The 23,653-nt window shown below is 73.0% G+C and carries 15 protein-coding genes; 14 read left to right on the forward strand and 1 reads right to left on the reverse strand.

Annotated features, from left to right (window positions below):
* The first annotated feature begins 7 nt into the window (after positions 1-7).
* The 9 genes from NQZ70_RS20225 (at position 8) to NQZ70_RS20265 (ending at position 14,861) form a co-directional block, all read left to right on the forward strand.
* Positions 8-5,386, forward strand: coding sequence for a type I polyketide synthase (locus tag NQZ70_RS20225; protein ID WP_129575675.1), 5,379 nt, complete (start codon positions 8-10; stop codon positions 5,384-5,386).
* Between the two features lie 122 nt (positions 5,387-5,508).
* Positions 5,509-6,654 carry a zinc-binding dehydrogenase gene (locus NQZ70_RS20230; protein WP_129575676.1) on the forward strand — a complete coding sequence of 382 codons (1,146 nt, stop codon included), beginning with the start codon at positions 5,509-5,511 and terminating at the stop codon, positions 6,652-6,654.
* A gap of 495 nt (positions 6,655-7,149) precedes the next feature.
* Positions 7,150-8,376, forward strand: a complete 1,227-nt coding sequence (locus NQZ70_RS20235; RefSeq protein WP_129581457.1) for a flavin-dependent oxidoreductase — start codon at positions 7,150-7,152, stop codon at positions 8,374-8,376.
* On the forward strand, positions 8,373-8,822 hold the full coding sequence (locus NQZ70_RS20240) for a DUF3237 domain-containing protein (RefSeq protein WP_129575677.1): 450 nt from the start codon (positions 8,373-8,375) through the stop codon (positions 8,820-8,822). Before NQZ70_RS20235 ends, NQZ70_RS20240 begins: the two co-directional genes overlap by 4 nt.
* 38 nt (positions 8,823-8,860) lie before the next feature.
* On the forward strand, positions 8,861-10,192 hold the full coding sequence (locus tag NQZ70_RS20245) for a hypothetical protein (RefSeq protein WP_129575678.1): 1,332 nt from the start codon (positions 8,861-8,863) through the stop codon (positions 10,190-10,192).
* Between the two features lie 99 nt (positions 10,193-10,291).
* On the forward strand, positions 10,292-11,269 hold the full coding sequence (locus NQZ70_RS20250) for a fumarylacetoacetate hydrolase family protein (RefSeq protein ID WP_129575679.1): 978 nt from the start codon (positions 10,292-10,294) through the stop codon (positions 11,267-11,269).
* Positions 11,266-12,420: a 4-hydroxyphenylpyruvate dioxygenase family protein gene (locus tag NQZ70_RS20255; protein ID WP_129575680.1), complete on the forward strand. Its 1,155-nt coding sequence runs from the start codon at positions 11,266-11,268 to the stop codon at positions 12,418-12,420. The genes NQZ70_RS20250 and NQZ70_RS20255 overlap by 4 nt, the downstream gene beginning before the upstream one ends.
* Positions 12,420-13,580 carry a homogentisate 1,2-dioxygenase gene (locus NQZ70_RS20260; RefSeq protein ID WP_129575681.1) on the forward strand — a complete coding sequence of 387 codons (1,161 nt, stop codon included), beginning with the start codon at positions 12,420-12,422 and terminating at the stop codon, positions 13,578-13,580. The genes NQZ70_RS20255 and NQZ70_RS20260 overlap by 1 nt, the downstream gene beginning before the upstream one ends.
* An 84-nt stretch (positions 13,581-13,664) precedes the next feature.
* Entirely contained in the window at positions 13,665-14,861 is a 1,197-nt protein-coding gene (locus NQZ70_RS20265) for a PAS domain-containing protein (RefSeq protein ID WP_129581458.1), read from the forward strand.
* 34 nt (positions 14,862-14,895) lie between these two features.
* On the opposite strand, the gene NQZ70_RS20270 is transcribed toward NQZ70_RS20265, so the two are convergent.
* On the reverse strand, positions 14,896-16,335 hold the full coding sequence (locus tag NQZ70_RS20270; RefSeq protein ID WP_129575682.1) for a type VI secretion system Vgr family protein: 1,440 nt from the start codon (positions 16,333-16,335) through the stop codon (positions 14,896-14,898).
* 107 nt (positions 16,336-16,442) lie between these two features.
* On the opposite strand from NQZ70_RS20270, the gene NQZ70_RS20275 reads away from it, so the two are divergent.
* Genes NQZ70_RS20275 through NQZ70_RS20295 form a run of 5 tightly spaced genes read left to right on the forward strand, consistent with a single transcriptional unit; the run spans position 16,443 to position 23,640 of the window.
* Positions 16,443-17,897: a hypothetical protein gene (locus NQZ70_RS20275; RefSeq protein ID WP_129575683.1), complete on the forward strand. Its 1,455-nt coding sequence runs from the start codon at positions 16,443-16,445 to the stop codon at positions 17,895-17,897.
* A gap of 32 nt (positions 17,898-17,929) precedes the next feature.
* On the forward strand, positions 17,930-20,350 hold the full coding sequence (locus NQZ70_RS20280) for a DUF2169 domain-containing protein (RefSeq protein ID WP_129575684.1): 2,421 nt from the start codon (positions 17,930-17,932) through the stop codon (positions 20,348-20,350).
* The gene (locus NQZ70_RS20285) at positions 20,347-21,999 is read left to right on the forward strand and encodes a pentapeptide repeat-containing protein (protein ID WP_129575685.1); all 1,653 of its coding nucleotides are present in this window, start codon (positions 20,347-20,349) and stop codon (positions 21,997-21,999) included. The genes NQZ70_RS20280 and NQZ70_RS20285 overlap by 4 nt, the downstream gene beginning before the upstream one ends.
* A complete protein-coding gene (locus tag NQZ70_RS20290; RefSeq protein ID WP_129575686.1) occupies positions 21,996-22,553 on the forward strand; it encodes a DUF3540 domain-containing protein in 558 nt (185 codons plus the stop codon). The genes NQZ70_RS20285 and NQZ70_RS20290 overlap by 4 nt, the downstream gene beginning before the upstream one ends.
* A gap of 10 nt (positions 22,554-22,563) precedes the next feature.
* On the forward strand, positions 22,564-23,640 hold the full coding sequence (locus NQZ70_RS20295; protein ID WP_129575687.1) for a S41 family peptidase: 1,077 nt from the start codon (positions 22,564-22,566) through the stop codon (positions 23,638-23,640).
* Positions 23,641-23,653: the final 13 nt, after the last annotated feature.

Raw genomic sequence — 23,653 nt, forward strand, 5'->3', positions numbered from 1 at the left:
TAGCCGCATGAAAGAAGAATTGACCGAAGCCATGCAGGCGGTCTCCGAGCTCGTCGCGGAGCTCTCGCCCGACGAGCGCGCGGTGCTCTCGTCGCTGCTCGCACCTCGGCCGGAGCCGATCGCCATCGTGGGCATCGGGTGCCGCCTCCCCGGGGGCGCGGGCGACCCGGCGTCCTTCTGGCGCCTCCTCGCGGAGCGGGGCGATGCGGTCCGCGAGATCCCGGCCGATCGCTGGGACGTCGATGCCTTCTACGATCCCGACCCGGACGCTCCCGGCAAGATGTACACGCGCTACGGCGCGTTCCTCGACCGCGTCGACGGGTTCGACCCCCACTTCTTCGAGATCTCGCCGCGCGAGGCCGCGCGCATGGACCCGCAGCAGCGGCTCTTGCTCGAGGTCGTGTGGGAGGCGCTGGAGGACGCGGGGCAGCCTCCGGACGGGCTGCGCAGGAGCCGGACGGGCGTCTTCGTCGGCGGCAGCTGGCGCGACTACGAGCTCTTGCACACGCGGGGCGGGAGCCTCGCCCAGGTCGACCCCCACACGCTGACGGGCGATCTCGCGAGCGTGCTCGCGGGCCGCGTCTCCTACACGCTCGGGCTCGAGGGCCCCAGCATGATGGTGGACACGGCATGCTCCTCCTCGCTCGTCGCGATCCACCTCGCGTGCGAGAGCCTGCGGGGCGACAGGTGCGACCTCGCGCTCGCGGGCGGCGCGAGCCTCATCCTTGCGCCCGACGGCTTCGTGAAGCTCTCGAAGATGCGGGCGCTCTCGCCCGACGGCCGCTGCCGCACCTTCGACGTCCGCGCGAGCGGGTTCGCGCGCGGCGAGGGGGTCGGGGTGCTCGTCCTCAAACGCCTGTCCGACGCGCAGCGCGCGGGAGATCGCGTCTGGGCCGTCATCCGCGGCTCGGCGGTCAACCACGACGGCCGCAGCGCGGGTCTGAGCGCGCCGAGCAGCCTCGCCCAGCGCGGCGTGATCCGCGCGGCGCTCGAGGCCGCCGGCGTCTCGCCCTCCGAGGTCGGGTACATCGAGGCGCACGGCACGGGCACCCCGCTCGGCGATCCGATCGAGATGGAGGTGCTCAAGGACATCTTCGGAGACCCGCGCCCGGACGGATCGGTCTGCGCGGTCGGCTCCGTCAAGACGAACATCGGCCACATCGAGGCCGCCGCGGGCGTCGCGGGCGTCATCAAGGCGGTCCTCGCGCTCCGGCACGGCGTCATCCCCGCCCACCTGCACTGGACGCAGCTCAACCCGCGCATCTCGCTGGAGGGCACGCCGCTCGTCATCCCGGTCGAGGCGCGGTCCTGGCCGCGCGGCGGCGCGGAGCGCGTCGCGGGGGTCAGCTCGTTCGGCATCAGCGGCACGAACGCGCATGTCGTCCTGGCCGAGGCGCCCGAGCCCGAGCGGAGGCCCGAGGGCCAGCGCCGTGGCCACCACGTCATCACGCTGTCGGCGAAGACGAAGGCCGCGCTCGGGGAGCTCGCGGCCCGCTACGCGGCGGCGCTCTCGGCCGACGCCTCGATCGCGCTCTCGGACGTCGCCTTCACGGCGAACCTCGGCCGGGCGCGGCACGCGTTCCGCGCCGCGATCGTCGCCGGCTCGACGGCGGAGGCCGCGCCGCTCCTGGCGGCTCTCTCCCGGGGGGATCGGCCCGCGGGCGTCCTCTCTGGCGAGGCGACCGCGCGCCCCAAGGTGGCGTTCGTGCTCTCCGGCCGCGCCGGTGACCGGGCCGGCTTCGGTCGGCACCTCTACGAGACGGAGCCGGCCTTCCGCGAGGCGCTCGACCGCTGCGACAAGCTCTTCCGGCCGTTGCTCGACGGCTCGGTGCTCCGCGCCTTGCTCCCTCCTGCGGGCGCCCCGTCGGCGTTCCCGGCGGGGAGGTACGAGCGCCCTGCGGTGTTCGCGCTCGAAGTGGCCCTCTGCGCGCTGTGGCGCGCCTTTGGCGTCGAGCCGGACCTCGTGATGGGGTGCGGCGTCGGCGAGCTCACGGCGGCGGTCGTGGCCGGAGCGCTGTCGCTCGAACAGGCCGCCGCGCTCGCGGCTGGCCGCGAGCCGCCGATCGACGCGCGCCCGCCGGCGCGCATCGGGATCGTGTCATGCTCGATCGGCCGGCTGATGAGGCCCGACGAGGTGTCGGATCGCGCCACCTGGGCTCGCACCCAGCGCGGCCTCGCGGACCTCGAGGTCGGCGTGCAGGCGCTTCGCGCCGAGGGCTGCGGGATCTTCGTGGCGCTCGGTCCGGCCAGCGGCCTGCCTCCGGCCGCCCCCGCGGTCTGGATCCCCTCGATTGCGGCCCCTGGGGACGAGGTGGTGCCGTTGCTCCACGGTCTCGCGGCGCTCAGCGTGCGGGGCGTCCAGGTGGACTGGGCGAAGCTCCACGAGCGCCGCCCTGGCCGGCGCATCAGCCTGCCCACGTACCCGTTCCAGCGCGAGTCCTTGTGGCTGCCGGTGCGCCGGCCCTCCGGGGGAGATGCGCGGCGGCTCCTGCCGCGAGCGGCCGCGGAAGCGGGGGATCCGCTCCTCGGCGAGCGCGTCGCCTCGCCGATGTCCGCGCTCCAGTTCGAGGCCCGCGTGGCTGCTTCCTCGACGCCCTTGCTGAGGATGGAGTCGCGCCCCGGGTCGAAGGAAGCCGCGGAGTCCCGCCCCAGGTCGATGCATCCGCTGCCCGAGGAGCCCATGCTCGTCCCCGCGGCGATCCACGTCGGGCGGCTCCTGGCTGCGTCGACGCAGGCGCTCGGGAGCGAGGAGGCCCTGCTCGAGGACCTCGCGTTCCCGGAGCCGATGCTCCTGCGCCGGCGTGACGATGAGCGCATCAGCCATCTCACCCTCGTACCGGAGCCGACCGGGGCGCTCTTCTCCGTGTCGATCGCCAGCATCCCGGCCGACAGCCCGCCCGACTGCGCCCGCTGGACGACGCACGCGACGGGGAGGCTCCGCGACGTCGAGGCGGGATCGGCTCCGGCGGCCGTGAGGCCCGAGGCGATCGGCGGGGGCGCCGCAGCGGTCGTGGACCGAGATGGCTTCTATGCCCGCCTTGAAGCGAGCGGCCATCGACCCCTCGGGGCAGCCCGCTGGGTGGAGCGCGCCGCCCTGGGACCTGACGGCGTGAGCGCGGAGATCGCGATCCCTGACGGCAAGGATGGCGTGGCCGTCCCGCTCTCCGTCGCTCTCCTGCACGCCGCCCTGGAGGTCGCCCTCGCGGCGGCGCTGGCGCATCCGGCCCCCGAGGGCGCGCTGCCCGTGCCTCTTTCGCTCTCCCGGCTTCGTTACGCGGGAGCGCGCCGAGGGGAGGGCCCATGGACCTGCGCTGCGCGTGCGGTCCCGGGCGCCCCGGGTGATCCGGTCACCGTCGCATGGACGCTGCGCGACAGCGGTGGCCGAGCCGTCGCCGATGCGGTGGGGCTCGCGATCGGCTGGCGCTCGCGATCGGACCTCCTGGGGAAGCTCACGGCGCGCCACGCCGAGCTCCTGTACGAGCTCTCGTGGCGCCCGAAGCCGCAGGCGCCGGACCGATCCGAGCGGGCTCCTGCTCGCTGGATCCTCCTCGCGGGCGGCTCCGAGCTCGGGCAGGGCCTCGCGGCGCGTCTCGAGCAGCAGGGCGGAGCGCCGATCCTCGTGCGAGCCGAGGCCGGCGGTGATCGCGACGCGCCTCTCGCCGAGGCTCTTCGCCTGCTCGAAGCGGATGGTGGGCCTTCTGGCGTGCCGGTCGCCGGCATCGTCGATCTTCGAGCGGCGGACGAGGCGCCCCGGGGCGGGCAGCGCGCGTCCGGTGACCACGCCGATCTGCGCCTTTGCGACAGCGTGCTGCGGCTCGCGCGCGCTCTCGCAGACCGAAAGGGCCGCGCCGGGACGGGCGCGCCGCCGCGGTTGTGGCTCGCGACCCGGGGCGCGCAGGCGGTGCGGGTGCATGAAGGGGACGGCGAAGGCCGATCCCCGACCGATGTGGAAGGGGACGGCGAAGGCCGATCCCCGACCGATGTGGAAGGGGACGGCGAAGGCCGATCCCCGACCCAGGTGGAAGGGGACGGCGAAGGCCGATCCCCGACCGATGTGGAAGACGCGCGCGGCTTCGCAGGGGCCCCGCTCTGGGGGCTCGGTCGTGTGCTCGCCGCCGAGCACCCGGACCTCTCGGGTGGGCTCATCGACCTCGATCCGGCGAGGCCGCCTGCGGAGGAATCCATGCTCGCCGAGCACCTGCTCGGGGCAGACGTCGAGCCGGAGATCGCCTTCCGCGGCGGGGCCCGCTACCTGCCGCGCGTGGCCCGTTGCCCGGGCCTCGCTGGCGCGGGCGAGCCCATCGCGCTGCGCACCGGAGCGACCTACCTGATCACCGGCGGCCTGGGCGCGCTCGGGCTCGTCTGGGCGGAGTGGATGGTGCGCCGGGGCGCCCGCCACGTCGTTCTCGTGGGCCGGCGTTCGCCGGGCCCCGAGGCGCAGGCTGCGCTCGCGGGGCTGCGCGCAAAAGGCGCGCGCGTCCACGTGGTGCAGGCGGACGTCGCGCAGCCGGACGACGTGGCCGCCCTGTTCCGGCGCATCGATGCGATGCCGCCGCTCGCCGGCATCGTCCACGCGGCCGGCGTGATCGAGGACGCCGCCCTGACCACCACCGACGCGGCGTCGTTCGACCGCGTCCTCGCGCCCAAGGTGCGGGGCAGCGAGAACCTCTGGGCGGAGGCGCGCGGCCGCGATCTCGACTTCTTCGTCTTCTTCTCGTCGGTGTCGGCCTTGCTCGGCAACCCCGGGCAGGCCGCCTATGCCGCCGCGAATGCCTTTCAGGACGCGTTTGCGGCTCACCTTCGCGCGCAGGGCGCCCCGGCGCTCAGCATCGCCTGGGGGCCGTTCGCGGGAGCCGGCATGGCGCACGACGTCCTCGACGCGCTCGGCAGGCGCTGGGGTCTCTCGGGCCTCGCGCCCGACGAGGCCCTCACCCTCTTCGAGCACATGCTGCGATGGAATCGCGCCCACATCGTCGCGATGGACCTGGATCCCGTGCGGCTCTCGAAGCGCGCCGCCGGAGCGGCCCTGCCCGTCCTCTTCGCCGGCATCGCCGCCCCTGCGGAGCTGTCGGAGGACGAGGGCCCGCGCGGCCAGGACGACCTCGCGCGGCGTATCCTCCGGAGCTCTCCGGACGAGCGCCTGGGCGTGTTGATTCGCGAGGTCACCGCCGTCGTGCAGGGCATCATGGGGCTCGATCAACGCTTGTCCCTGAACCCCAATCAGCGCCTGGATGAGCTCGGGATGGACTCGATGCTCGCGATCGAGGTGGTGCAGGGGATCAGCCAGGCGTTCGGCATGACGCTGCCGGTGACGATGGCGATGGATCACCCGACCGTCGCCGCGATGGCCCGTTATCTCGAGCGTGAGCTCGGCGTCCTGCCGTAGCGGGCGCGGGCTGGGGCGCATCGCGCAGGAGAGGTATTGGCAGTTCGTGTCCATTCAGAGCGCGGCCCCTCTTTTCGACGGAGTTCGAAGGAGGTCCGACGGAGGTTTCTTTGCCGCACAGCGTGAAAGCTTGGTTCCTTTATCCGGGTACGGGGACAGACATCGGAGAGCTCGCGGAGCTGGTCCAGGAGGATTTCGAGCTCCGCGACATCTCCAGCGCCGAGGTCCTGGCAGAGCCGCTGTTCGGGTGCTGGGAGGGCAACATGAACCACGCGCTCTCTCGCAAGCCGGTCGACATCTGCAAGCAGCGCGGCGAGCCCCGGGTGATCATCGGAAACACCGGCGTGGTCCGCGTCCTCGAGGTCGGCTCGGGCGTCGAGGGGCTCAAGCCTGGTGATGTCGGCATCATTTTCTGCGCCTCGGTGGTCGACGCGTGGGGCTACCCCGAGAAGGCGATGGCGTACGACGCGCCGGGCACCATGGGCTGCCTCGCGACGAAGATGATCCTGCGGCCGCACGAGATCATCCGCATCCCGGACGACACCCGTCATTCGCTGCCTCAGTGGGCGGCGTTCTCGGGGCGCTACGTGACGGCGTGGTCGAACTGGCTGCAGGCCCACGGCTCGTTCCGTCTCCAGGTCCCGCGCGAAGAGCTCCCGTCGCCGCATGTCTGGGGGTGGGGCGGGGGCACGACGCTCGCGGAGCTGGATCTCGCGCGGCGGCACGGGTGCACCACCGTGATGCTCTCCGGCAACGACAGGCGCCTCGAGCTCATCCGGAAGACGGGCGTGACAGCCCTCGATCGCCGGCAGTTTGGGGAGCTCGGCTACGATGAGCGCCGCTTCGTGATCGACGCGGGCTACCGCCGGTCGTACCTCGAGGCCGAGGGCAGGTTCCTGGAGGAGGTGGAGCGGCGCACGGCCGGGATGAAGGTGCAGATCTTCGTCGACTACATCGGCACGCCGGTCTTCCGTGCGACGCTGAAGGCGCTCGGGCGCCAGGGGGTGATCACCAGCGCTGGCTGGAAGGAGGGGATGGTCCTCTCCATGCTTCGCGCGTCGGAGTGCATCGCGCGGCACCAGCACGTCAACACGCACTACGCGCGTTACCCTCAGGGCGTGGACGCGGTCGCGTACGCCGAGGCCGAGGGCTGGATGCCCGAGGTCGACGAGCGAATCTATGGCTTCGACGAGATCCCCGAGCTCGCCCGGCGGTTCTCCGAGGGCGACGTCGGCTTCTTCCCGGTATTTTCCATCAACGCGCGTTGAACGGCGCCGCCGTACCTCGGCGGTTCGTCTCCCTGGGCCGCTCACTCGGCGAGTCCGACCTGTCCGAGCGTCGCGTGCGTGCGTGGTCGGTCAGGACGTCTCGAGGTGCCGCGGAGCCCGCCGACGCGCCCCCAGCGGTCCAGCCATTCGTCCCGCGTCGAGGCATAGGCGAGTATGCCTATGCCTCGGTCCAGCGGGCTCGGGTACGCTCGTTGCAGTCGCCTGCCTCTCCACGAGCGTAGGGAGAACAGCAGGTCCGCAAGGACTCCAGCATGACAGTTCCCTTCAATAACCGCACCTCTTAGGCTGCGTCCACCTTCGACCATCCCTGTGATGCCCGACAGCCGCGCAGCGGCGGCCGGCGGCGTCCAGCTGCCGTTGATTGAGGAAATGGCGACGGCGATCCGCGCCCGCGCGCCGGGCTGCTCGGGTCGGATCGATTGTTATGGTCTATAACAAGAGGCGGCGTCACGCCGCATGTCTGCGGAGGATTTCATGCAGGTGATCGTCGTGGGCGCCGGGATCGGCGGCCTGGCCGCGGCTCTTTCGCTCCACGCCTCGGGCCATGAGGTGACGGTGTTCGAGGCCGCGCCCACCCTCCTGCCGCTCGGGGTCGGCATCAACCTCCTGCCCCACGCCGGCGAGGTGCTGAACGAGCTGGGCCTGGTCGAGCCCCTCTTGGCCCAGGGGGTGGCGACCCGCGAGCTTGTCTATTTCAACCGCTTCGGCCAGCGCATCTGGGGCGAGCCGCGCGGCCGCTTCGCCGGCCACGCCGCGCCGCAGATCTCCCTGCACCGCGGCGCGCTGCAGGGCGTGCTGTTCGACGCCGCCGTCGAGCGGCTCGGCCCGGGCCGGGTGATCTGCGACCGGCGCCTCGTGGACCACGAAGAGGCCGCAGGCCGCATCGTGGCGCGCTTCGTCGACCGCGAGGGCGCGGCCTGGGAGGTTGCCGGCGATCTCCTGATCTGCGCCGACGGCATCCATTCGGCGGCGCGCGCCCGCCTCTATCCGGACGAGGGGCCGCCGGTCTACGGCGGCCGCATCCTGTGGCGGGCGACCACGCTGGCGGCGCCGTTCCTCACCGGCGCCAGCATGATCATGGCCGGGCATCAGGACCAGAAGTTCGTCGCCTATCCCATCTCTCCGCCGGGGCCGGACGGCCGCCAGCGGATCAACTGGATCGCCGAGCTCGCCGTCGCCGAGAGCCTGCGGCGGGAGGACTGGAACCGGCGGGGCGATCCCGCCGACTTCCTGCCCAGGTTCGAGGCCTGGCGCTTCGACTGGCTGGATGTGCCCGGCCTGATCCGGGGCGCCGAGGCGATCTACGAGTTCCCGCTGGTCGACCGCGACCCGCTGCCGCGCTGGAGCCATGGGCGCATGACGCTGCTGGGCGACGCGGCCCATCCCATGTATCCGATCGGCTCCAACGGGGCGAGCCAGGCCATCCTGGACGCCCGCGCCCTGGTCCGCGCGCTCGCCGCCCACGCCGATCCGGTGGAGGCGCTGGCCGCCTACGAGGCCGAGCGCCTGCCGGCCACCGCCGCCATCGTCGCGGCCAACCGCGGCAACGGTCCGGAGCAGTGCATGCAGATCGCCCAGGACCGCGCGCCCGACGGGTTCGACCGCATCGAGGACGTCTTCGCCCCCGGCGAGCTGGAGGCGATCGCCGCCCGCTACAAGGTGCTGACCGGCCTGAAGCGCGCCTCGGAGCCCCGCGCGTGAGCCCGCCCCTCGTTCCCCTGATGACGCTCGAGGTCGCGGTGGACGCGCCGGTCACCGTCGATCCGGGCCCGCCCGGCCGGCGCTTCATTCCCATCGTCGGCGGTACGGTGGCCGGCGGCCTCGAAGGGCGGGTGCTGCCGGGCGGCGGCGACTGGCAGACGGTCTGGGATGACGGGCGTACGGACATCTCCGCCCACTACATCCTCGACATCGCCGGCCACGGAACGGTGGAGATCCTCTCCGAAGGCGTCCGCGCCAGGCCCCCGGAAGTGCTGGCGGCGCTCGGGCGCGGCGAGGCCGTGGACCCCGGGCTCACCTATTTCCGCACCTCCATCCGCATGCGCACCTCGGCGCCGGGGCTCCTGCGGCTGAACGCCGTGCTGGCCCTGGCCGTGGGCGAGCGGCTGGCCGACCGGGTGCGGCTCACGGTTCACGAGATCGGCTAGGGGCGCGATCGCGGCCGAGACCACACCACGGAGAACGCATGAGCACACAGACGAGATCGTCGAGACGCCGGGGCAATGTCGGCGCAGGCACCTTGGCCGTCATCCTCGGCATCACTTCCTTCCATCGCTCGGCAGGGGCACAGCCCGAGCCCGGAGCGCCGCCGGCGCCCACGGGCGAAGACCCGCCGATCGCGGCCCCTGCGGCCGAGCCCGCGAGCCCTCCTGCAGACGCGAGCGCGGCGCGAGCGCCGTCCGCCGAAGCCCACGCCGGCGCGCCGGCGCCGCAGGGCGCCGCCGGGCCCGGCCCGGCCGCGCCGGCGCCGCCGGCGGAGGAGCCCTGGAAGAAGCCGATCAGCGTCGCGGCCTGGGCCCGCGTCGGAGGCCGCTTACAGAACCCCGGCGCGCGCGAGAAGATGGACCGGCTGCTCGGGGACGGAGAGCTGGATCTGATGGTCTCGGGGGAGATCAACCGGTTCATCGGGCTGCAGGGCGCGCTCGTCGCCCAGTTCGGGCCGACCCCGAACGGGGGCAACATCGCGGGCAGCGCGACCATCCGTGACGCCATCGCCAAGTTCACGTTTCACGATCTGCTGAACGTCTGGATCGGCCGGATGATCGTGCCTTCGGACCGCTCCGCCTTCTCCGGGCCGTGGTCGATGGGGCCGTGGAACTATCCCGGATTCTTCGAGCCCTATGCGCCGCCGATCGGGCCGAGGCAGGGGCCTTTCGGACGCAACGATGGGGTCACCGCCTGGGGCAAGATCGCGGGCGGCCTCTTCAAGTATTACGTGGGTGCCTTCAACCTGCACGACTCCTCGGTGAGCCCGCTCTACACGGCGAGGCTCAACCTGAGCTTGCTCGACCCGGAGCCAGCCTATTACCAGAAGGCTACGTACCTCGGAGAGAAGAGCATCCTCGCGCTCGGCGTGGCGGGCGAGGTGCAGCGGGAAGGCTCCGTCGAAGCGCTGCCGCCCCCCGCGGCGGGCGCGCCCCCAGGCACCCCGCGCACGGACACCTATGCCGAGATCAACGCCGACCTCCTGTTCGAAAAGAACCTCACTGGGGCGGGCACGATCACGCTCGAGGGCGCGTTCTACAAGTACTTTGGCGACTTCGAGAGGTTCGACTATTCCTATTTCGGGCTCGCGAGCTACCTCACGCCGAGCGACGTCGGCGTCGGGAAGCTGCAGCCGCTGGTCCGATTGCAACAAGCGAAGCCGAAGAACGCCGACCCCTACCTGCTCATCGATGCCCAGATGGGCTACATCATCGAAGGGCACGCTGCCCGCGTGGCGCTCGGCTACCAAAGGAGCGATCTGTCCGGGGTGAAGGGGAATGCCCTGTTCCTCGGCGTCCAGCTGCAGAAGTGATGCGCGAGCGCGGCGGGCATAGGCGAGGTTGCCTATGCCGCGAGCCGGCAGGATCGGATACGAAGTCATCGCAGTCACCTCCGAGGAGCTCGCACGCGCATGAAGCTCGCCTCTCTCCGCGGCCCCGGCCGCGACGGCACGCTCATCGTCGTCCGCCGCGACGGCCTCGCCTACGCGCCGGCCGGCGCCGCCTTTCCCACGCTCCAGGCCGCGCTCGACGACTGGGAGCGCGCCGAGCCGGCGCTGCGCCGCATCGCCGACGACATCGAGCGCGGCGGCGCGGCCGTGGCCCCGCTCGCCGTGGAAGAGCTCGCCGCGCCGCTGCCCCGCGCGTACGAGTGGATCGACGGGTCGGCGTACATCCACCACATCGAGCTCGTGCGCAGGGCGCGCGGCGCCGAGCCCCCCGAGACGCTCACGACCGATCCGCTCGTGTACCAGGGCGGCTCCGGCGTGCTGCTCGGGCCGACCGACGATATCGTCCTGCGCGACCAGGCCTGGGGCCTCGATTTCGAGGCCGAGGTCTGCGCCGTCCTCGGCGACACCCCGCAGGGCGCGCGCCGCGACGAGGCCCACCGGCACATCCGCCTGTTCCTCCTGGCCAACGACGTGACGCTGCGCAACCTCGTGCCCGCCGAGCTCGCCAAGGGCTTCGGGTTCTTCTGCTCCAAGCCGGCGACGGCGTTCTCGCCGTTCGCGATCACGCCGGACGAGCTCGGCGACGCGCTCCGCGACGGGCGCGTCCACCTGCGGCTCCGCTCCACGTACAACGGCGCGCTCGTCGGCGACCCCGAGGCCGGCCCGGAGATGCACTTCTCGTTCTTCGACCTCATCGAGCACATCGCCAGGACCCGCAGCTTCACGGCCGGGACCCTCCTCGGCAGCGGCACCGTCTCGAACCGGGACCCGGCGCGCGGCGTCTCGTGCCTGGCCGAGAAGCGCATGCTCGAGGTCCTCGCGCACGGGGCGGCGAGGACGCCTTTCATGAAGCCAGGAGACACGATCATGATCGAGATGCTGAATCGCTCGGGAGAGAGCCTGTTCGGGCGCATCGCGCAGCGGGTGGTGGCCGGATGAGCGCCAAGGTGGAGTCGATCGGCATCAAGCGGGTGGAGGCCCTGCACTACTACGTGCGCGACCTGGAGCGGAGCCGCAGGTTCTACACGGAGAAGCTCGACTTCCAGGAGATCGCCGCGAGCTCGCCGGAGCTGACCGCCGCGACGGCGCAGCAGTCGGTCGTCTTCCAGGCCGGCGCGTGCGTCATCGTCTGCTCGCAGCCGATCGGCGAGGGCGGGCGGGCGTGGCGCTACCTGCGCAAGCACCCCGACGGGGTGGGCACGATCATCTTCGAGGTGGAGGATATCGACCGCGCCTTCCGGCTGCTCGACCGCCGCGGGGGCACGCCGATCGACGAGATCCACCGGGCGACGGGCGAGGGCGGCGTGTTCGCGTCGTTCTCGATCACGACCCCGTTCGGCGACACCACCTTCCGCTTCGTGGAACGGCGCGGCTACCGGGCGCTGTTCCCCGGCTGCGTGGCCTACGAGGCGCCGCGCGGCGGCGAGAACCGCTTCGGGATCACCAGGTTCGATCACATCACGTCGAACTTCCAGACGATGGCGCCCGCCCTGCTCTGGATGGAGCACGTGCTCGGGCTCGAGCCGTTCTGGAAGATCGAGTTTCACACGAACGACGTCGGGAAGGACGCGGGCCACGGCTCGGGCCTGCGCTCCGCCGTGATGTGGGACCCGGGCTCGGGCGTGAAGTTCGCGAACAACGAGCCTTACCGGCCCTACTTCAAGAGCTCGCAGATCAACGTCTTCAACGAGGAGCACCGCGGCGACGGGGTGCAGCACGCGGCGCTCGACGTGGACGACCTCCTCACGGCCGTGCGCGGGATGCGCGCCCGAGGGGTGGAGTTCATGCCGACCCCGGCCGCCTACTACGACCTCATGCCCGAGCGCCTGCAGCGGCTCGGTGTCGGGCAGATCGACGAGGACGTGGCGGCGCTGCGGGAGCTCGAGGTGCTCGTCGACGGCGACGGCGCGAGATCCTATCTCCTCCAGATCTTCCTCAAGGAGTCGTCGGGCACGCACCGCGACCCCGACGCGGGGCCGTTCTTCTTCGAGCTCATCCAGCGCAAGGGGGACCGCGGCTTCGGCGCCGGCAACTTCCGGGCGCTGTTCGAGAGCATCGAGCGGCAACAGAAAACGCAGGGGAGCGGCTGATGCTCGACCGCATCGCCGCCGGGACGGTCCCCCGCAAGCACCACATCGCCCTCCGGAGCGAGGCGGGGGAGCTCCGCTACGAGGAGTGCCTGACGCGGGCGGGCTTCGACGGCCCCTACACGATCGCCTACCACGAGCGCCGGCCGCACGAGCACCGGCTCGCGCGCGCCGAGCACGGCTTCGCGCCGCCGGTCGCCGCGCCGGCGCGCCCGCTCGCGAAGCGGCATTACAGGACGCGAGAGCTGCCGCGGCGGGGCGGGCCCGCGATCGACTGCCGCGTGCCGCTGCTCTTCAACGACGACGTGGTGATCGGGCTCGCCCAGCCGGACGCCGACGATCCGGTGTACTTCGCGAACGCGGACGCCGACGAGCTGTTCTTCATCCTCCGCGGGAGCGGGCTCCTGCGCACGATGCTCGGCGATCTCCGCTTCGAGCAGGACGACTACGTCGTCATCCCGAAAGGGCTCTTCTACCGCTTCCTCCCCGACGCCGCGCCCCAGTGGTGGCTCGCGATCGAGGCCGCGGATATCCACCTCCCGCGCAGGTGGCGCAACGAGGTCGGCCAGCTGCGGATGGACGCGCCCTACTCCCACCGCGACTTCCGGCGGCCCACGTTCGTCGGCCCCCTCGACGAGGGCATCCGGTCCCTGGTCGTGAAGCGCGGCGGCGCGTTCCACGGCTTCGCCTGCGAGCGCACGCCGCTCGACGTCGTCGGCTGGGACGGGGCGGTGTACCCGTTCGCGTTCCCGATCCGGAGCTTCCAGGCGCGCGTCGGGCTCGTGCACCTGCCGCCGGACTGGCACGGGACGTTCGCGGCCCGGGGCGCCCTGATCTGCAGCTTCGTGCCGCGCCCCCTCGACTTCCACCCGGAGGCGATCCCTTGCCCCTATCCCCACGCGTCCGTCGACTGCGACGAGATCCTGTTCTACTGCCGCGGCGACTTCACCTCGCGCCGCGGCGTCGGCCCGGGCAGCATCTCGCACCACCCGGCCGGCGTCCCGCACGGGCCGCACCCGGGCGCGTACGAGGCGAGCCTCGGGAGCCGCGAGACGAACGAGCTCGCGGTCATGCTCGACACGGCCCGCCCGCTCGCGGCCACCCCGGCCGCGCTCGACGTGGAGGACCCGGGCTACCAGGACAGCTTCGTCGCGGGCCCGTGATGGCGTAGGGCGCTCGGCGCATCGGTTCGGCGCGTGGACGAACCCTCTCGACGGGTGATGAACGTTCGAGTTAAAATTCCATGTATGCAGGCCTCTGTCGGATCGCAGGAAGAAGTCGAGGTCGTGAAGCTCGCGAGCAAGCGCGCGCGACTTCTCGAGCGGGCGCCGCTTGCTATCGCCGAGTACGGCCGCGATCTCACGATCGAGGACTGGAATCAGGCGGCTGAGCGATTGCTCGGCTACACGCGGGAGGAGGCGCTCGGCCGGCGTGTGGATGAGCTGCTGCCCGTGCGCGGCGACCCCAGCGCCTGGCGGCGGCTCCTCGGAGAGGACGACGCCGCGCCCCGGGTGTGGACCCACGCCCGAAAGGGCGGGGACACGGCGATCTTCGAGTGGAGCCACGAGCGCCTCCTCGACGAGCGGGGGGAGGTGAGCGGCGTTGGGATCTTCGGGCAATGCGTGACGGAGCGGGCCGAGGAGCTCCGCGCTCTCAAGGCGAAGGAGCAGATCCTGCACACGGTCACGCAGACCCTGCCGATCGTCGTCTGGGCCGTCGATCGCGACGGGGTGTTCACGTTCCACGAGGGCAAGGCGGCCACGTCCGCGGGGCTGGATCAGGGGCAGTTCGTCGGCAAGAGCGTGTTCGAGCTCTTTCAGGATCATCCACAGAATGCCATGCTGCGGCGGGCGCTCGCGGGCGAGGCCGGCCATTCGACGCTCTCGACGTACGGGGTGTCGTGGGAGAACTGGCAGATCCCGGTCCGCGATGAGCGCGGCGAGATCCACGGGGTCCTCGGCGTGACGCTCGACGTCACCGACGCGAAGAACACGGAGCAGGAGCTCCGGAGCAGGCTGGAGCTCATCGAGCGCCAGCAGCAGGTCATCCGCGAGCTGTCGACGCCCATCATCCAGGTCTGGGACGGCGTGCTGACCTTGCCCATGATTGGCATTCTGGACAGCGCGAGGACCGCAGACGTGATGGACTCCCTGCTCGAGGCGATCACGCGCACCGGCGCGCGTTACGCGATCCTCGACCTCACCGGCGTCGAGATGGTGGACACGAAGACCGCGAGCTACCTGATCCAGCTCGTCGGCGCCATCCGGCTCCTGGGCGCGGAGGGCATCATCACGGGCATCCGGTCGAACGTCGCGCAGACCGTCGTGGCGCTCGGGCTCGATCTGACCGGAACTACCACCTTGGGAAACCTGCGGGCGGCGCTCCAGCACTGCATCCGGCAGATGAGCAAAGAGCACGCAGCGAGCGCGCCGCAGCGGCGGTGATGTCGCTCGAGGGCGGGGCGGGCGCGGCGCGCGGTCAGGCGTCGCGCAGCTCGATGAGGATGCCGGACTCGGACTTCAGCTTGTTGATCATCGCGTTCGCCGAGGTCACCGGCGAGGGGGTGTCGGGGCGGTAGGCGGCGCCGACGATGACGGGGCGGTCGGGATCGCCGTCCACGAAGCCCACGAGGACCTCGGTCCCGGGCTTGAGCGGGAAGCGCATCCCGTAGCTCGTGCCCGCGTGGGGTTGCAGCATCCGGACCCAGCGCGATTGCTTCTGGGCGTGATCGGCGGTGTCGAAGAGGAAGCGCACGGTGTAGCGGCCCCATTCGTCGAGCTGGGAGGTGCGCTGCACGCCGTGCTCGATGCCGTGCTCCACGACGGCGTTGAGCAGGCCGTGGATGCGGGGGCGGGGGGTCAGGCGCGGGGGGCGGTAGGTGTGCTCGGCCGGGATGGCGCGGAAGGTGTTCCGGTAATAGTGCTCGCCGGTGCTGCCGCCGTGGGTGAGCACCGACCACTTACCCTCGTGCTCCACCTCGACGAGCAGGAGATCCATCGGGCGCGGGCCCTCGAGAGGCACCCGGCGGCCCGCGGTGAACCCGGGGAGATCGCTCACGCCGGTGTAGACCTTGCGCTCCACTTGGCGCTCCTCGGCGCGGATCCGGGCGAGCAGCGCGCCCTCCTCGGGTGTCTTGAAATGGCCGCCGTACTCGACCACCCCGCCGGCCGCGCCCCGGGGCAGCTCGTGGAGCGACCGGAGGTCCACGTTGGGGGTGCGGTAGTTGTAGTCCTGCACGACGTAGAGGGAGGGGATGGTCCGGGTCTTCAGGTCGAGGCGGTAGACGTCGGCGTGCTCGCCCCGGGGGCGGAGCAGCGCGGGCTCGAGGGCGGGGAACGCCTGCTGGTGATCGCTGAAGACGATGCGATCGACGCCGCTGTCGTGCTCGAAGAAGAAGCTCACGCCGAGGTGCTCGGCCAGGCGGGAGATGAAGGCGAGATCGCTCTCGCGGTACTGAGCGACCAGCTCCCGCGCGGCGTAGCGCTCGGCGAGGCGCAGGTCGAAGTCGTGGTCGGAGAGGCCCACCAGGCGGAGCTTCTGCTCGATGATCTCGGGCACGCTCATCTCCAGGAAGACCTCCTGGGTCTCCACCAGCGAGAGCCACTCGAGGCGGGGCACCACCTTGAGGTCGTACAAGGGGGCCTCGTGCGAGGCGTCGAGGCACTCGTCCATCTCCCAGACGAGCCCGTGCACGCGGCGGATCTCCGCGCCGTCGCGCTCGAAGACGATCGAGACCGGCGCGCCCACCACCTGGTCGGCGTCGAGGCCCTCCGGGTCGAGGCAGGCCACGCGGAGGTCGAAGGAGAACGGCCGGGAGATGACCTCCCGGCCGCGCAGGGAGTACACCTGGATCCCCTCGCAGTCGAACCTCGGGGACTCGATCCGCGCGTCGACGTGGCGATACCGCTCGGTGGTCATGGTGTATCGACGACAGCGGAGCGCCGCCACGGCGTCAAGGGAGGCGCTCTCTCCGCTGGACGCTCGGCGCAGCGCCGGCTTACGCTGCGCGGCGCACAGGAGGGCGCATGGGCAACAGCAAGGCGGGCGGCGAGGACGACGTCACCTCCAGGGGGAAATACCTGCTGATCTCGGTCCCCGACTTCGCCGAGGACCCGATCAACCCCGGGCGCATGATGACGTCCTACCTGAGGATCGGCGCGGCCAGCACGACCTGGTGGAACGATCCGGGGGGCAGCCTCGCGGCCGTGGTGAACCTGGCCGGGCCCGCGGGCGGCCGCGGGGCGCCGCCGGGCAGCCCGCTGCTCGACAACTATGACGCGAGCGACGGCTCGACCAGCAACTACACCACGGCCCATCCGAGGCAGGTCAGCATCGGCGCGTGGTCGTCGGACGCCTCGGGCGCTGCGGGGAGCGGGGGCGCGGGCGGCGGCGCCGACGTGCTCGCGCTGCAGGAGCAGCAGCACCGGGAGCTGGTGAGCGGGCGGCAGATGCGGCCGACGTTCGTGGACGACCAGCGGCTGCGGGAGGGGTGCCCGTCACCGCACCAGCTCTCCGAGGACGCGCGCATCAACGAGAGCTCGTACCTGCACAGCCGCGGGGGATGGCGCGATCACTCGGACGGGAACCGGATCACCACCACCTACGGGGACAAGGTGGAGGTGATCCGGGGCAACTACAAGCTGATGGTGATGGGGCGGCAGGACGACCCGAGCAAGGCCGCGGGGCTCGACGTCTCGGGGCAGCACATCCAGGACTACGCCTATACCTGGGCCGCGTTCCACCGGGTGGAGTGGGCGCAGGACCCGTACAGCGGGGTCTGGCACCAGCAGAGCTCCACCGACGGCGCGGTGGTGACCGAGAACTTCGGCGGCGATGTCTACGAGCACAAGTGGGGGGAGCACCACCACAGCACCGTCGGGCAGGAGAGCCCGGTCGAGAAGGACGAGAACGGGCGGCCGCGGGGCAACCCGCACATCATCGAGAAGACCTGGGCGAAGCGGATCGAGTCGTACACCGGCTCCTCGGCGTACCGGATCCCATCGATCGAGGAGGAGACCTGGGCGGACCGCATCTCGTCGCTGACGGACGCGGCGAGCACGAGCGAGACGACGCGGGTGAGCGGGGCGATCACGTCGGAGACCACGGCGGGGTCGATCACGGAGACGACCATGGCGGGGGCGGTCGCCGAGATGACGCTGGTGGGCGCCAAGGGCGGGCTGACGCTGGCCGGCGCGCTGGCGGATCTCACGGTGGCCGCGAACAAGACGGACGTCTTCGTGGGCGCGACGCACATCGACCTGGAGCTGATGCTGCTCAAGCTGAGCGTGGTGCTCGGGCAGCGGGTCGAGATCGCCTGGCCCAAGGGCTACCGCATGGGGCCGGAGGACGGGAAGTTCACGATGCGGGACGTCGCGACCGGGCTCGATATGGCGCGCTTCGCCGCAAAATATGCGGTCACCTCGCCGCTCATCCGCCTCGGCATCGGCGGGGAAGCGATGGCCGAGTGGGTGTTCCGGTGACGGCGGGCGCGTAGCGGGCGGGCGAGGCAGACATGCTGGTCCAGAACCTCACGCCGTTCCTGTGCGGCATCAAGCGGGTGTTCCGGAGCCCGCCGCGGCCGGAGATGACCATCGTGGTGCGGGGGAGCTTCGTCCTCCGGCCGGGCGAGGCGCTCGCGCCGCTCGAGGACCCGGCCGAGCAAGCGTCGCTCACGGCGGAGGTCTTTCACGAGGACGACGAGGAGCGGCGCGGGGAGTGCCTGTACGGCGGGGACTTCGCCGACTTCAAGCGCAATGCGGAGGTGCTGCTCAAGGCGAGCTGCCACGCGCCGGGCAAGAGGGCGGTGGAGGAGTGCACGGTGCTCTTCGGGGTCGGGGCGTGGTCGAAGGCGCTCCGGGTGATCGGGCGCCGCGTCTGGACCGAGCGGATGCTGGGCCCGGCGATCTCGGAGCCGGCGCCGTTCGTGAGCATGCCGATCACCTGGGCCAACGCGTTCGGCGGGCCGGAGTACCCGATGAACCCGGTGGGGAAGGGATACCGGACGCCGGAGCTGCCCACCGTCGAGCTGCCGGGGCAGCCGATCCGGTCGCGCGCGGACACGCCCGCGCCCGCGGGCTTCGGGCCGATCAACCCGGGCTGGCCGCAGCGGGTCGGCAAGGTCGGGAAGGCGTACGGCAGGCGCTACCTGACCGAGCGCGCGCCCTGGTACGCCGACGATTTCGACGTGGGCTACTTCCACGCGGCGCCCGAGGATCAGCAGCTCCGCGGGTATCTGCGCGGCGACGAGGAGCTGACCTTCCAGAACCTGCACCCGGAGCACGCGACGCTGAAGGCGCGGCTGCCGGGGCTCGCGGTGCGCGCGTTCGTGCGCGGCCGGGAGGGCGAGCTCCGCGAGGCGCCGATGGCGCTCGACACGCTCTATGCGGATCTCGACGTGGGGCGGGTGGCGCTGACGTGGCGCGGGCTGTCGCCGGTGCGCGAGGACGATCTGTCGGACGTGGCGGGGGTGCTCGTCGTCGCCGAGGCGCTCGGGGGAGAGCGCGGGGCGGAGGCGGGCTACCGCGCGAGGCTGGACGCGTTCCTGGAGGATCCGGCGGGCATCCGCGCGGCTGCGCCGCCCGGGTTCCTGGAGGCGGCGGAGCGGCAGCGGCGGCGCGACGCGGGGGAGGAGGTGCCGCCGATGCCGGGGAGCGAGGGGCTCGATCCGATCTCGCGGGTGATCCAGGAGCGCCTCGGCGGGGTGGCGGCGGGAGAGCAGCAGAAGATCCGCGAGGCGATTCAGCAGGCGCTCGGCGGCGCGCGCAAGCAGGCCGAGCTGGAGGCCGCCGTGGCCGCGGCGTCCGCCCCCGCGCCGCCCGCGCCGGTGAACCTCAAGCCGGGCGCCGCGCCCGCGGTGGGGCTGCGGCGCGTGATGCGGCAGGTCCTGGCGCAGGCCGCGGAGGCGCGGCGCTCGCTGGCGGGGCGGGAGCTCGCGGCGGAGCAGCGGGAGCGGCTCGCGGCGATGGAGCAGATGCCGCACGATCCGCGGTGGCGGGAGCTCGATCCCGACTACACGCCGCCGGTCGAGCCCCTCTCCACGGGCGAGCCCGGGCCGGGCAGCGATCTGCGGGAGCGCGATCTCACCGGGCGGGATCTGCGGGGCGCCGATCTGCGCGGCGCGGATCTGCGGGAGGCGATCCTCACGCGCGCCGATCTGCGCGGCGCGGACCTCCGGGGGGCGAAGCTGCGCGCGGCGATCCTCTTCCAGGCGGATCTCTCGGGCGCCGATCTCTCGGGCGCGGATCTCACCCGCGCCAACGCGGCCGAGGCGCGCGCGGAGGGGGCGCGCTTCGAGGAGGCGATCCTCGATCAGATCTTCCTCGAGGGCGGGAAGCTCCGGGGGGCCACGCTGCTCCGGGCGCGGGGGGAGTACGCGGCGCTCCGCCGGGCCGATCTGAGCGACGCGGCGCTCGGGGGCGCGGCGCTCGCGCGCGCGGACCTCTCGGAGAGCACGCTCGATCGGGCGGACCTCGCGGGCGCGACGCTCGCGCGGACGTCGCTCGAGGGCTGCAGCGGGGCGCAGGTGAACCTCGTCGGCGCCGATCTAGGCGGGGCCAACCTGGCGGGGGCGGCGCTCGCGGGCGCGCGGCTCGAGGACGCCCGCGCCGACAGGTCGAACTGGACCGGGGCGACGCTCGACGGCGCCGATCTCGGGTTCGCGACGCTGCGCGGGGCGCTGCTCACGCGCGCGTCCCTCGCGGGGGCGCGCCTGTTCGGCGCCGATCTGCGGCACGCGCGGCTCGACCGCGCGAACCTCGAGCGGGCGGACCTCACGCGGGCGAACCTCTTCGAGGCGGACCTCGGCAAGGCGCGGATCGGCGGGGCGCGCTTCGCGGGCGCCAGCCTGTACGGGGCGGCGCTGCTCGGGGCGGACGGCGCGGGCGCGGACTTCACGGGGGCGAACCTGAAGCGGTCGACGCGGGCGGAGGCATGAGGGTCGAGGAGCTCCTCTCGGCGGTGCGCGCCGGCCGATCGCTCGCGGGGGCGACGATCGCCGAGCTGGATCTCGCCGGGCTCGATCTGCGCGGCGCGCGGCTCGGCGGGGCGCGCCTGCTCGCGCTGCGGATGGCGGGGGCCCGGCTGGAGGGGGCCGACCTCGCGGGCGCGCAGATCGCGCGGGTGGATCTCGAGGGCGCGGGTCTCGAGGGCGCGGACCTGAGCGGCGCGCTGATCGTGCGCGCCTCCGCCGCCGGCGCGCGGCTCGGGGGGGCGCGGCTCGGGGGGGCGCGGCTCTTGCGCGTGGATCTGCGCGGGGCCGCGCTGGGCGGCGCGGAGCTGGGCGGCGCGGCGCTGGACGAGGTGATCCTGGCGGGCGCGGATCTGCGCGGGGCGACCGTGGCGCGCGCGGTGCTCCGCCGCGCCGATCTCTCGGGCGCGGCGCTCGACGGGGCGCGGGTCGAGCAGGCGGCGCTGACCGCGGTCGATCTGCGGGGGGCCGACCTCCTCGGCTCGGCGTGGGAGGGGGTGGTGCTCTCCGAGGTGGATCTGAGGGGCGCGCGGCTGCCGCGGGAGCTGCGGCACGTGTTCCTGGATCGGTGCCGGCTCGCGGACGAGGGGGCCACGGTCGACCTGGAGGGCGCCGATCTGCGCGGGGCCTCGCTCGGCGGCGCGGATCTGCGGGGCGCGCGGCTAAGGGGCGCGCGGCTCGGCGCGGCCAACCTGATGGAGTGCGATCTGCGGGGCGCCGATCTGACGGGCGCGGATCTGCGGGGCGCGCTGCTCGATCGGGCCCGGCTCGAGGGGGTGGATCTGCGGGGGCAGGATCTGCGGCTGACGTCGCTGCGGGAGGCGAACCTCGCGGGGGCGGATCTCGGGGGGGCGAGCCTGAGCATGACCTCGCTGGAGGACGCGGCGCTCGCGGGGACGAAGCTCGAGCGCGCGCACCTCTGGGGCGCGCGGGTGCGCGGGGCGTCGCTGGAGGAGGCGCTGATCGACGGTGCGGTGTTCCGCGGGGTGGACTTCGAGGGGATGGATCTGCGGCGGCTGCGCCTCCGCGGGCTGACGCTCGCGGGGTCGTCGTTCCGGGGCGCGATCCTGGAGGGGATGGATCTCGAGGGCTGCGATCTGAGCGGCTGCGATCTCACCGACGCCGACGCGCGCCGCGCGGTGCTCCGGGGCGCGACGCTGCGGTACGCGACGGCGACGCGGGCCCGCCTCGACGTGGCGGATCTGCGCGAGGTGATGGCGAAGGGCGCGTTCTTCGGCGAGGCCTCGCTGGAGGGCGCGAAGCTCGGCGGGGCGACGCTGCGCTTCGCGACGCTGGCGCAGGCGCGGCTCCAGCACGCGGACCTGACGGGCGCCGATCTGCGCGAGGCGGTGCTCGTCGAGGCGGCCGCGGCGGGGGCGCTCTTCACGCGCGCGCGGCTCGGGTACGCGGACCTCTCGCGCGCCGATCTGCGCGGCGCGGAGGTCTCGCTGGCCGATCTGTCGGGCGCCAACCTGCACGCCGCCCGCGATCAGGGCGTCGCCTGGTCGGCGGCGGACCTCCGCGGCGCGCGCCGCACCGATCCCGACCGCCTCGAGGCCGAGGCGTGGCGGCCCCCCGAACGACCCCAGCCGACAGCCCGAGGAGAGCGCCGATGAGCAACGTGGTGGTCCCCCTGCGTGAACCCAGCCCGGAGCCCGCGCCGCGGCCGCTCCTCGGCCCCGCCACCGTGATCCGCGTCGGCCCGGCCGACGTCGAGGTGCGCCTGCGGAGCGGCGCGCCGGCGCGGGCGCGGCTGGCGCTCGCGTTCACCTACGAGCCGGCGGAGGACGACGTGGTGCTGGTGATCGGCGACGAGGCGCAGGGTCACTACGTGATCGGCGTGCTGCAGGGCCGGGGCCGCGCGTCGCTGGAGCTGCCGGGCGACGTGGAGGTGCGCGCCGTGGGCGGGGTGCTGCGGCTCGCCGGCGACAAGGGCGTGGAGATCGCCGCGCCCGACGTCGGGATCGAGGCGCGCAGCCTGCGCGTGCTCGCCGGGGCGGTGGTGCAGCGCTTCGCCTCGCTGCGGCAGCGGGTGAGCGAGCTGCTGCACGTGCACGCGGGGCAGAGCCATACGGTGGTGGACGGCGCCGCGCACACGCAGGCGAAGAGCGCCGCGATCCTCACGGAGGAGAAGATGACGCTCAACGGCAAGGCGATCCACCTGGGCTAGGAGGACGGCGATGCTCCCCGCAGCCCACCGCGGCGCCGGCCAGAACGTGTCCTTCCCCGACGTGTGCCTCACGCCGCCCGCGCCCGGCGTGCCCGTGCCGTACACGAACCTCGGGATGCACGCGATGGCGGCGCCCTTCTCGCCCACGGTGATGGTCGCCGGCCTGCCGGCGCTGAACCTGAGCGCGAAGATCCCGATCACCACCGGCGACGAGGCGGGCGCGCTGCACCCGACCATCAAGGGCCAGGGCACCTTCGTGGCCGGCTCCCCGACGGTCATGGTGGACGGGCTGCCCGCCATCAACCTGACCGCGCCCGTGACGGGGAACGCGATGAACGCGCCGAAGGGAGAGCACCTCATCCCCAACGCGGTGAGCGTGTTCTACAACCTCGCGAGCGCAGCGCCGGGGGCCGGCCGGGCCGCGGGGGAGGCGATGCGCGAGGTCGCCGAGGCGCTCGTCGACGCGCCGCCGCCGGCCGCGACGCTGCTGCCGGGCGGGGTGGGGCTCGTGCGCGTGGCGGTGATGGCCCCCGACGCGCCGGCGCGGGTGTTCGCGGGGATCCGCCGGATCGAGGAGGCGGAGGGGGGCCTGCGCGCGCTGATCCTGGATCTGCGCGGCTGCCCCGGCGGGGAGCTCGACGCGGCGCTGCGGCTCGCGGAGGATTTCCTGCCGCGCGGCGCGGAGCTCGGCGCGATGATCGACGCCGACGGCGACGCGGTGGTGCGCCGGTCGCGCCGCGATCCGGCGTTCGAGCTCCCCGTGGTGGCGCTGGTCGACGGGGGTACGGCGTCGGCTGCCGAGGTGCTCGCCGGATCGCTGCAGGCGCGCGGGCGCGCGCTGCTGGTCGGGGCGCGGACGCACGGGAAGGGCAGCGTGCAGAGCGTGGTGCAGACGCCGGAGGGGCTCTGCTACGCGACGGTGGGGCGCTGGCTGCTGCCCGGCGGGGTCGAGCTCGAGGGCCGCGGGCTCACGCCGGACGTCGCGGCGGAGGGCGAGGGCGATCCGGAGGTCGACGCGGCGCTGCGCGCGGCCTGGGAGGCCGCGCGGAGGGGCACCGATTCGCGAGATCGCGTGCGCGTTCGGTGATCCGCGTGCCGCC

It is taken from the genome of Sorangium sp. So ce836, assembly GCF_028553905.1.
Lineage (GTDB): Bacteria > Myxococcota_A > Polyangia > Polyangiales > Polyangiaceae > Sorangium > Sorangium cellulosum_D.

What these genes read in the sequence shown, in the direction of transcription:
- NQZ70_RS20270 (WP_129575682.1), bottom strand. Translation starts at nt 16,335, where the DNA reads ATGACCACCGAGCGGTATCGCCACGTCGACGCGCGGATCGAGTCCCCG.
- NQZ70_RS20295 (WP_129575687.1), top strand. Translation starts at nt 22,564, where the DNA reads ATGCTCCCCGCAGCCCACCGCGGCGCCGGCCAGAACGTGTCCTTCCCC.
- NQZ70_RS20255 (WP_129575680.1), top strand. Translation starts at nt 11,266, where the DNA reads ATGAGCGCCAAGGTGGAGTCGATCGGCATCAAGCGGGTGGAGGCCCTG.
- NQZ70_RS20285 (WP_129575685.1), top strand. Translation starts at nt 20,347, where the DNA reads ATGAGGGTCGAGGAGCTCCTCTCGGCGGTGCGCGCCGGCCGATCGCTC.
- NQZ70_RS20235 (WP_129581457.1), top strand. Translation starts at nt 7,150, where the DNA reads ATGCAGGTGATCGTCGTGGGCGCCGGGATCGGCGGCCTGGCCGCGGCT.
- NQZ70_RS20225 (WP_129575675.1), top strand. Translation starts at nt 8, where the DNA reads ATGAAAGAAGAATTGACCGAAGCCATGCAGGCGGTCTCCGAGCTCGTC.
- NQZ70_RS20245 (WP_129575678.1), top strand. Translation starts at nt 8,861, where the DNA reads ATGAGCACACAGACGAGATCGTCGAGACGCCGGGGCAATGTCGGCGCA.
- NQZ70_RS20250 (WP_129575679.1), top strand. Translation starts at nt 10,292, where the DNA reads ATGAAGCTCGCCTCTCTCCGCGGCCCCGGCCGCGACGGCACGCTCATC.
- NQZ70_RS20290 (WP_129575686.1), top strand. Translation starts at nt 21,996, where the DNA reads ATGAGCAACGTGGTGGTCCCCCTGCGTGAACCCAGCCCGGAGCCCGCG.
- NQZ70_RS20260 (WP_129575681.1), top strand. Translation starts at nt 12,420, where the DNA reads ATGCTCGACCGCATCGCCGCCGGGACGGTCCCCCGCAAGCACCACATC.
- NQZ70_RS20280 (WP_129575684.1), top strand. Translation starts at nt 17,930, where the DNA reads ATGCTGGTCCAGAACCTCACGCCGTTCCTGTGCGGCATCAAGCGGGTG.
- NQZ70_RS20265 (WP_129581458.1), top strand. Translation starts at nt 13,665, where the DNA reads ATGCAGGCCTCTGTCGGATCGCAGGAAGAAGTCGAGGTCGTGAAGCTC.
- NQZ70_RS20275 (WP_129575683.1), top strand. Translation starts at nt 16,443, where the DNA reads ATGGGCAACAGCAAGGCGGGCGGCGAGGACGACGTCACCTCCAGGGGG.